Consider the following 8,954-nt stretch of genomic DNA (forward strand, 5'->3'; position numbering starts at 1 on the left):
CCGGCCGGGCGACTAATAGAAATCTAACAAGCTATCCAAACATCGTCGATGGGGACAACTCCCCGTCGGCAACCACTCCGCCGCTACTGCGCGAGCGTTGCCCAAAAACTGGCCATTGCTGCGAGAGCGTTTGGGCGGGGGCAGGAGCGCTCCCCGCGGGCTAGCGTTCGTGGTCCATGGTGCTTGCCACCTGCAGCTTGAACGCCTTGCCGCGGCCAACAACATAGCCTCGGCCCGGGATGAATTTGTTGTTTGAGAGCCGGCCAAGCGCCGTGTTCATCAACGTGTCCCCTTCGACGTCGCCGGGGTTCAGGAGCAGGCCGCGGCGGCCGGCCTTGAACAGGCCGGCCAGGCTCCACGCCCCGGACCAGGTGGACGTTTCAGCCTCGCCCACGACAAAGCAGTTCGCCTTGACGGCGGACTTGATCAACGTGACAAGGTCCATTTCGGCCTCGGAATCGGCAAACTCCGTGACCCCTTCAATGAAGAACGCCACAGGCTCGATCTCACCCTCCACCAGGTCGATGAAGCGCTGCAGTTCGGGCTCCAGCGCCCCGGCCGTCACGATGGATTCGTCCCACACCGGCAGGTTGGCGATGGCCGAGCGGCGCGAGCCGAAGTACACGCGCCGGGTGCCCGGCGTCGACCGTTTCAAGGCCTCCGCCAGGGTGACCAGGGCGGTGGTGCGGCCCGACGACGGCGGGCCGGTGAGCATGAGCGCACCGGTGGCCTGCAGCCCGGCCGGTTCCAGGTTGAAGTCGTCCACACCGATCAGGACGTTGCCCGGGGTGGCTGCCGGCAGCACGTCAAGGTCAACCATTTCCGGCAGCGACTCCACGCGCGGGGCCTGCTTGACCCCCTGGCGCCGCAGGGTTTCGGCCAGGCTGGCAACCTGCCGCGCCTGCAGGGCCAGGTTTGAGGTGCCGCCGAAGATGGCCACCTGGATTTCGCCGCCGTCGATCATGCCGCGGCCGGGAGGCGACGCCGGGGTCAGCACATCGCGGGGCAGGCCCAGGTTGGAATAGTCGTCCGCGGTGGCCAGCCGGAACACCAGCAGCCGCTGCACCGATGACGCCAACGACGCCGGCAGCGACTTCGGGCTGTCACCGGCCATGACAATGTGGACGCCCATGGGACGGCCGTCGGTGGCAATCTGCTGCAGGGTTTCAAATTGGTTCATGCCCGCCCGGAACTCGTACAGTTCACGGAACGTTGCCAGCCCGTCGACCATGACGATGATGCGCGGCTCGTCCGGCTTGTTGGCCAGGCGGCGGTACTCGGCAATGCTGCCGGCCTTGACCTGGGCGAAGCTTTCGGCCCGCTTTTCGATGATGCCGCGGACGTATCGCAGCAGGCGCCCCACGCGTTCGTTGTCCTCGGCATTGATGATGCCGCCGACGTGCGGGAGCACCTCAAGCATTTGCAGGCCGTTGGAGGCCGCGTCGATGCCGTAGACCTGCACGGGGCCTCCGCGCGGGGTGATGGCCGCGGCAATGGCGATGGTACGCAGCGCGGCCGACTTGCCCGAACCGCTGGCGCCCAGGATGGCCATGTTGCCGTCCTTGTCAGGCTCAAAGAACACTGTTGGCTGGGCCTGGTGTTCGGGGTCGTCCATGACACCGAGCAACAACTGCTCGTCGGTGCGCGGCGTTGGCAGCTTCGAGAAGTCATAAATTTCGGGCAGTTCGCCCAGCCACGGCTTGCGGGGCGGCTTCACGCCCAGTTCCACGGCGGCCAGGGAAATGTTGGCCACCACCTTGGAGATGTCGTTGGGGCCCGCCGACTCCTCGACGGGTGCGGCGGTCATTTCCTGCTCCCACGGGGCCCCGGCACCAAAGTCCATCTCCACGATGTCGATGCGCGGACGCTGCGGGGTGCGGCTTGTCCAGCCGCCGGCGTAGCCGGTTTGGAAGCCCTGGATGCGTCCCGGGCCCGTCTTGGCCGCGCCGCGGCCCGGGATCGACGGGCTGAAGTACGCTGCCGTGGACTCGCCCAGAATGTCCTGGGAATCGTCGACGTCGGCCATGCGCAGGGCGATGCGCATGTTGGTGTTGGCGCGCAGGCTGTCCTTGATGACGCCGGAGGGGCGCTGCGTGGCCAGGATCAGGTGCAGCCCCAGGGAGCGTCCGCGGGCGGCAACATCGACCACGCCGTCAACAAACTCGGGAACTTCCTTGGCGAGGGCGGCAAACTCATCCACCACAATGATCAACGACGGCGGCGCCTCGGGATCGGCTTCGCGCTCCATGGCGAGCAGGTCCTTGGCTTTCTTGCGGTTGAGCAGGTGCTCCCGGTAGTGCAGTTCGGCGCGCAGCGAGGTCAGGGCCCGGCGCACGAGGTGCGGGGAAAGGTCTGTCACAAGCCCCACCGTGTGCGGCAGCTGCACACAGTCGGCAAAGGCGGCCCCGCCCTTGTAGTCGACAAAGAGGAAGGAGAGCCTGTCGGGGCTGTAGGCGGCTGCCATGCCCAACACCCAGGCCTGCAGGAACTCGGATTTTCCGGCACCCGTGGTGCCGCCCACCAGTGCGTGGGGGCCCTCGGTCTTCAGGTCGAGGTACATGGGCTCGACACCCTTGGAACCAACCAGTGCGCGCAGCGAGCCCTGGTGTTTGCGGTTCTTGACGGCCCGTGAGGCGACCGAGTTGTTTTCCAGCCACCTGTCGGCGATCCCCGAGGTGCCTTCCACCAGGTCGTGCCCGGCAAGTGCCACATAGGAAACGTTGCGGGGAAGGTCGGAGTCGTCATCGACCGGCGTGCCGGCGTCAACAACGGGTGCCAGCATGCGGGCCAGCTGGGCTGCCAGCTCGGAGCTGACGCTTTCACAGCTGACCGGGTAGGTGAGCTGGCCCAGTCGGACCTGGCCGGTGGTGGCGGTTTCGGCAACATGGATGAAGTCGCGGCAGGACGCGGGCAGCGCCTCAATGGAGCTGGCCACCCACAGGATGTGCACGCCCACATCGGCACCGTATTCGGTCAACCGCGTCAGCCTGGCCCGGTCAACCTTGACGTCGTCCTCGATGATGACCAGCAGCGCGGGCGTGGCGGGCGGGGGAACCTCAATCTTGGCCGGGTCAAGGGCGCCCCTGTGGGCCGCCCCGTTGGCTGCCATGTTCATGCCGCGGGTCACCAACAGGTCTTCCAGGGCGGCCAGCAGCACGCTGGCGGCGCCATGGCCGGACGCCAGATGCTCGCCCGCAAGCGGGGAATGCACCGAGCCCACATGCGGGAGCCACTGCAGCCACTCCCACCGTTCCTTCGACTCCGCTGACGTCATGGCGGCCACGGCCAGCTCGGCCGGGGAATGCAGTCCGACAGCCTGGAGCACCAGGGCGCGCGCCACGTCGTCAACGACGCCGCGCGGGCCGGCCACTCCCAACGCCCCGCTCGTGCGGAACTGGGCCACGACGGGCACGGCGTCAATGTCGGTGAACTCGGCCTTGATGTCCTCGATCTCGGCCATGTACTCCGGCAGGGTGTTGTTGTCGCTGGACGACTTCACGGGCGTGCGCGAGGGCTGGCGGCCAACGCCCATGCGCAGCGACAGGAACGCCTTGTGTTCGGGCCGGTGCGTCCACATCAACGGGCCCAGCTTGTAGATGGCGTCAACGGTTTCAGCCGTGGACGGGCTTTCCGCCAGGCGCACGGCCCGTTCCACCTGCTGGCGCTGGGTCATTTGCCGGCGGAACTCGGCGATGGCGCCCCGGAATTGGACGATCGCTTCCTTCAGGTCCCGCTTGGCGTTGGCCTTTTGGTCCATCCAGCTGCCGATCATCATCAACGGCATCATCGCCATGAAGATGACACTGAAAAGGCTCTTCGTCACGCCGAACATGACGGCGCCCATGAGGATGGGGGCCACCAGCATGACGACCGGGAAGCGTTCCCGGCGGGGCCTTTGGGGGCCGGCAGGGAGGGTTTGCTCCTCGATCTTGAACTGCGGCACAACACGCGGGGACCGGTTGAATTCAACCAGGGGGCTGGTGGGGCCCGACTGGGCACCGCGGCCAAGGTTCACCACGGAGATGGTTGTTTCGCCCAGGGTCACCTCGTCGTAGGAGCCCAGAACTGCCCGGGACACCTGAGTGCCTTCCATCATCAAACCGTTGGCGGAGCCGGTGTCGGCGATTTCAATGGTTTCCCCGATGGTGATGCGGGCGTGCCGTTTTGAGGTCATGGGGTCGCTGAGCCTGACATCGGCGTCATAGGCGCGGCCCACATAGCTGGTGCCTGACGGCAGCGAGAATTCCGTGCCGGCGTCGGGCCCGGAAACCACCCGCAGGGTCGCAGCGGCCGGTCCCCGGTCCTGCTGGGGAACGGCAAAGGTGTCGCTGACCTGGGTCAGCGACACCGTGGCGCCGGGGCGCAGCCCCGATTCCAGCAGGTTGCTGTCCGGCGGCAGCGTTCGTCCCCGAACCCCGCCCACAATGGATTCCTCGACCAGCAGCGACAGGTTTTGCGGGGCCTGCGCCCCCTTGCGGGTCGGATCGGCCAAGTACAGTTCGGTGGCAATGTCTCCCACAGACGCCAGGCCGTCGACCGTAACTGCAAGGTTTTTGTCTTCCTGCGGTTCACGCTTAAGCGTCAGCCTGATCCTCATTCAGCTTCCGTCCCGCGCTGGGAATCCAACAGTGCCAGGTCGTCCGAGGTGACGAGGTGGGAGGTGACGGAATGTTCCACCAGCCTGGTCCGCCGGTTGGTGGCCAGCTTTCCGCCGCCGCCACGCAGGCCGACAACCCCCACCCGGTCAAGCTTGTCGCACACATTGTCGAGCTTCCGGTTGAAGCGTGTCAGCGCCCAGCCCAGCCGCTTGGCGGCCTGTGCCGAGGAGGGAATGGAGCTGAATCCGGTTCCGCCGCGCCGCAGCATGGGCTCGGCCAGGGCAACGATCAACGCCTTTTGCGAATCCGTGAACACGACCGGGCCAATCGTGGTTGACCCGGCAGAGTCTTCCTCGCGGCTTTGCGACATGAACGACGGCGCCGCTATGTGGACGGAGAATTCGTATGTGGTGGGGCCGGCCGTGAAAATGACGTTTGTCTGGCTGAACACCAGCGGAATGCGTGCGCCGGGCGCCATCCACGCCTGCATGCCGCCGGCCGCGTCGGCAATCGTTGCCGAGAGCATGGTGCCGGCATTGGTCAGCCACCAAATGCCGTCGTACTTGCTGACTTCCAGGAACTTCCTGTGCAGGTACGGGTTGTCGTCAACCTCAATGTCACCCTCACGGCCAATGCTGAAAATGGCTTCCGGTGACGGCTCGTACCATTCGCCGCAGAAATCGATGGTTAGTTCAGCCATGACGGCAGCCCCCTTGGTTGCTTGGAAATCGTTTGTCTGCGGATTGTTTGCCCGCGCGTGGTGTCGGTGGTCAGGAACACTGTTTGGTCTCCGGCGAGGTTTGGCCGTTCTTGCGGACCAGTTTCACGGAAATACAGGACTCGTCATTGGAACCGTTGACGACAAACGCCCTGGCCTCCGCAATCGGCTTGAACTCGCCGGAATCAACGGCGCTGACCGAGGCCCACAGGTATTTGTCACCCTCCTGCGGCTCGGGGTTGGTCCACGTCCACTCGGAGCCGCCATTCTTGGGTGTGGCGGTCAGCTCCGTGACGGCCGGAACATCGGCGCCGACGACAAGTGCTGTGGGCGGTGTCGAGGGCTGCCCGGCCAGCGGGTCGTCTTGTTCCGGGGCCCCGACATTGATGAAAATGACAATGCCAACCACGACGGCGGCCAGCAGAACCAGCCCCGAACCCAGTCCCAGCCACAAGCGTTTTTTACCCGCCGGTGCCGCTGGCGCTTGCGCCGGCTCCGGCCCTTGGTGTCCGGGCGCGAGCAGTTCGCTGCGCTGGACGGTGGAGTCGAGCGCATAACCGGTGTCCTGGACAAAGTTGGAGGCATTCGCGGACTGGCCCAGGTAGGGAACGGAATCGTTCCATTCGGTGGGCGAGGCCATGTTGGAGAAGCCCCTGCGAAAAGTCGGACCGTCCACGGTGTCGGATCCCGGCGACCCGACCGACGGCTGCTCCCCGCCTGCGGTCCGGCCCGCTCCCGTACCGGCACCTGCGACCGGGCCGCCTGGCGATCCCGGGTTTGGGGAAAATTCTGTCCGCTGCGACGGCATCGTTTGGCCGTTGCGGGTCAACCCCGTGGTGGATCCTGTGTGCGAACCGGTGTTGCCGTTGTTGCCGGGCTGGTTCCGGGCCGGGTTGCCTGCACCAGCGGCGCCCGTTCCCTGGCCCCTGCCTGTGGCACCGGTCCCTTGGCCCGTGCCAGGGCGTGTGGGGAAGGTGGGATTGGGCGTGTCCGCCTCCGGATCGATGGAGACGATGCTGCGGACCCTGGTCGCTTCCGCCTGGTCCACCGGGCGTGCATCGTGGGCTGCGGCTTCCTCCTGCACTTCAAACGGGGTGACTGACAAGTTCAGGTCCGCCTGCACGCGCATCAGGGCGCGGGCAAAATCCTTGGCTGTGCCGTACCGCGAGCCGGGCGATTTGGCCATGGCAGTGGCCAGCACCAACTCGAGCGCTTCGGGAATGTCGGCCCGGCCCAAACGGGGCAGGGGTGCGGAATCGATGCGGTCCATCAACTGGCGCTGGGAATTGTCGGCACCTGGGATGACAAAGGGCGAGTGGCCGGCCAACAGCGTGTAAATGGTGGCTCCAAGTGCCCAGATGTCCACCTTGACGCCGTCCGTTGCCCCGGCACCAAAAGACTCCGGCGGCGACCACGGGATGGACATGCCGCCGCCGTCGGCCTGCACCTGGTCCATGGCTCCTGAGATGCCAAAGTCCGTCAGGGCGGGCCGGTTGTAATCGGTGACCAGGACGTTGGCGGGCTTGATGTCCCTGTGGGCAATGCCTGCGCGGTGCGCGGTCTCCACGGCCGAGGCCACCTGAATGCCAATTTCCAGCGCCTTGTCGGCACTGAAGCGGCCCTGCCTGTACTGCAGGTCAAGGCTCGGCCGGGAGCAGTACTCCATGGCCAGGTACGAGTGGCCGGACTCGGTGATCTCGGCTTCGAAAATGGTGACGATGTACGGGTGGGCCGACAGTCGTGCCATGAGGTTGGCCTCTGACTCGAAACTGGCCCTGGCCCCCTTCGTCTTCAGGTCGGCGGTAAGCACCTTGACGGCAACTTTTCGCCGCGGCCTGTCCTGCTCATACAGGTAGACGTCCGAAAACCCGCCCGAGCCCAACACCGAGAGGAAGCTGTAGCCGGGCAGGACGGGTGGCGCTGCCGGCGGACGCCTGGCACTCACAGCAGACCGTCGAAGAGCAGCGAAACGCCGTCACCCAATTCGGCAATGTCCCCGTTCAGCAAAATTGCTTCCTCGCCCTGGCTCAGGCGGCGCGGCGCCTGGCCCTCGCGGACAAGCACCGTGCCATTGGTGGCCTTGAGGTCGACAAGCAGCACCTCCCAGCCGTCCAGGCGGACCTCGACATGCGAGCGGGAAATGTCGTCGTTGCCGCTCTTGACCTGGACCAGACGAGGCATCGCGCCACCCATCACGCGGGACACTGAGGGCTGGCGTCCGATGATGAGCGAGTGGTCAAGTTCAACCAGTTCGCCCGTTGAGATGTGCATCGTGCCAAGGCGCGGCCGGCCCACTTCACGCGGTTCCGAGTTGATCGCAGCGCCACAACCGGAACACTGTGCCCGGCTTGGCGGGTTGGCGTGGCCGTTGGGACACATGCGTGCCAAAACCATCGGTCCGGTCGGCGGACGCGATTCCAGGGGTGCGGGAGCCGCCGGCTGTCCGTCGCGGGTGAAATCACCGCGCACAACGGTGTGCCCGTCGTGGTCCGGGTCGTAGCCGCCATTGACGTTGCCACCGTTGACGCTGCCACCATTGTCTGCGGACCCGTTCGACGGCGTCGCCGCGTCACCTTCCGCCGCTGCTGCGCCCAATGCGGGATTGGCCAGTGCGGGGTCGTACTCGCCCGCTGCGTCCTGGGCAGACTGCGCGTTCACGTAGTCGGCCGGCTCGGCCTGTCCCTGTGCGTTGGCCGCTTGTGCATTGGCGGCTTGTGCCCGGCTGCCGGAGTTGCCCCACGGAACCGAGTCAATCAGCAGACTCTCCTGCTCATCGGACTGCGTCGGGGCGGGGGAGGCTTCCGGCGCGGGTGGATGCCCTGCGGCATCTGCCTGGAGGCCGCTGCCGACGGACTCATCCGAACCGCCGGGCTGGCCGCCATCAGCAGACACCTCAGCATGCGCCGCCGCGTCGGTGCCGGAGGGCGCGGATGCGCCGCTGCCGGCCATGGGAGGCTGCGGCGGCCGCGGGGGCAGCACGGGATCCGTGTTTTCCGACCGGACCGGTTGGCCGTTTTCATCCAACCTGACGGCGGCGGCTTCCACGCTTTGGGCCATTGTTGTGGCACCAAACAAGTAGTCGTAATTGATCGTGAAGCCGTCGTCGGCGGGCTCCTCAGCGGCTGTGGCCGATTCTTCCTCCAGCGCTGTTGCCGAGTTATCAGCGGCTTCCCGTTCCCCCGCTGTTTCTTCGGGTTCTTCTTCCGCTTCGGGCTCTTCGTTCTCAGCCGCCACTTCCAACGGGTCCATCTCATCGCCCATGTCCGGGCGGATGGTGAGGCTCAAGTCGTCTTCCGCACCGTGGTGGGTTGCAGCGTCCATGGGGGCCAGCTGGGCATTCCATTCGGCGTCGGCAGCCTCGGCAGCCTTCGCAAAACTTGCCAGGGTTTCGTCGTCGTCAGAGTCTGCATCGTCGGGGCCAACATGGTCAGGGCCTGCGTCGTCGGGGCCAACATGGTCAGGGCCTGTGCCTAGGTCGTCAGGATCCATTTCATCCGGCTCGACTCCGGCAAGCTCGCCTGCATCCGCGTCATTGATATGCCGGTCACCCAGATCCGCATTGTCTGCGTCGTGGTCACCCAGATCCGCATTGTCAACGTCCGGTTCTGACTCAACCGGCTCGTGGTCGCCAGCAATGC

The 8,954-nt window shown here is 65.9% G+C and carries 4 protein-coding genes and 1 pseudogene; all 5 read right to left on the reverse strand.

The window, feature by feature from the left end; all coding sequences use genetic code 11:
* Positions 1-160 precede the first annotated feature (160 nt).
* A complete protein-coding gene (locus ACT3TS_RS01030) occupies positions 161-3,865 on the reverse strand; it encodes an FtsK/SpoIIIE domain-containing protein (protein ID WP_444529643.1) in 3,705 nt (1,234 codons plus the stop codon).
* A gap of 162 nt (positions 3,866-4,027) precedes the next feature.
* A pseudogene (locus ACT3TS_RS01035) lies at positions 4,028-4,597 on the reverse strand (FHA domain-containing protein); the annotation flags it as partial.
* Positions 4,594-5,298, reverse strand: coding sequence for a hypothetical protein (locus tag ACT3TS_RS01040; RefSeq protein ID WP_444529624.1), 705 nt, complete (start codon positions 5,296-5,298; stop codon positions 4,594-4,596). The pseudogene ACT3TS_RS01035 and the gene ACT3TS_RS01040, both read right to left, overlap by 4 nt.
* Before the next feature lie 70 nt (positions 5,299-5,368).
* The gene (locus ACT3TS_RS01045; RefSeq protein ID WP_444529625.1) at positions 5,369-7,261 is read right to left on the reverse strand and encodes a serine/threonine-protein kinase; all 1,893 of its coding nucleotides are present in this window, start codon (positions 7,259-7,261) and stop codon (positions 5,369-5,371) included.
* On the reverse strand, positions 7,258-8,954 hold a 1,697-nt coding region (locus ACT3TS_RS01050), incomplete at its 5' end, for an FHA domain-containing protein (protein ID WP_444529626.1). The genes ACT3TS_RS01045 and ACT3TS_RS01050, both read right to left, overlap by 4 nt.

The sequence above is a fragment of the Specibacter sp. AOP5-B1-6 genome (assembly GCF_052376555.1).
Lineage (GTDB): Bacteria > Actinomycetota > Actinomycetes > Actinomycetales > Micrococcaceae > Specibacter.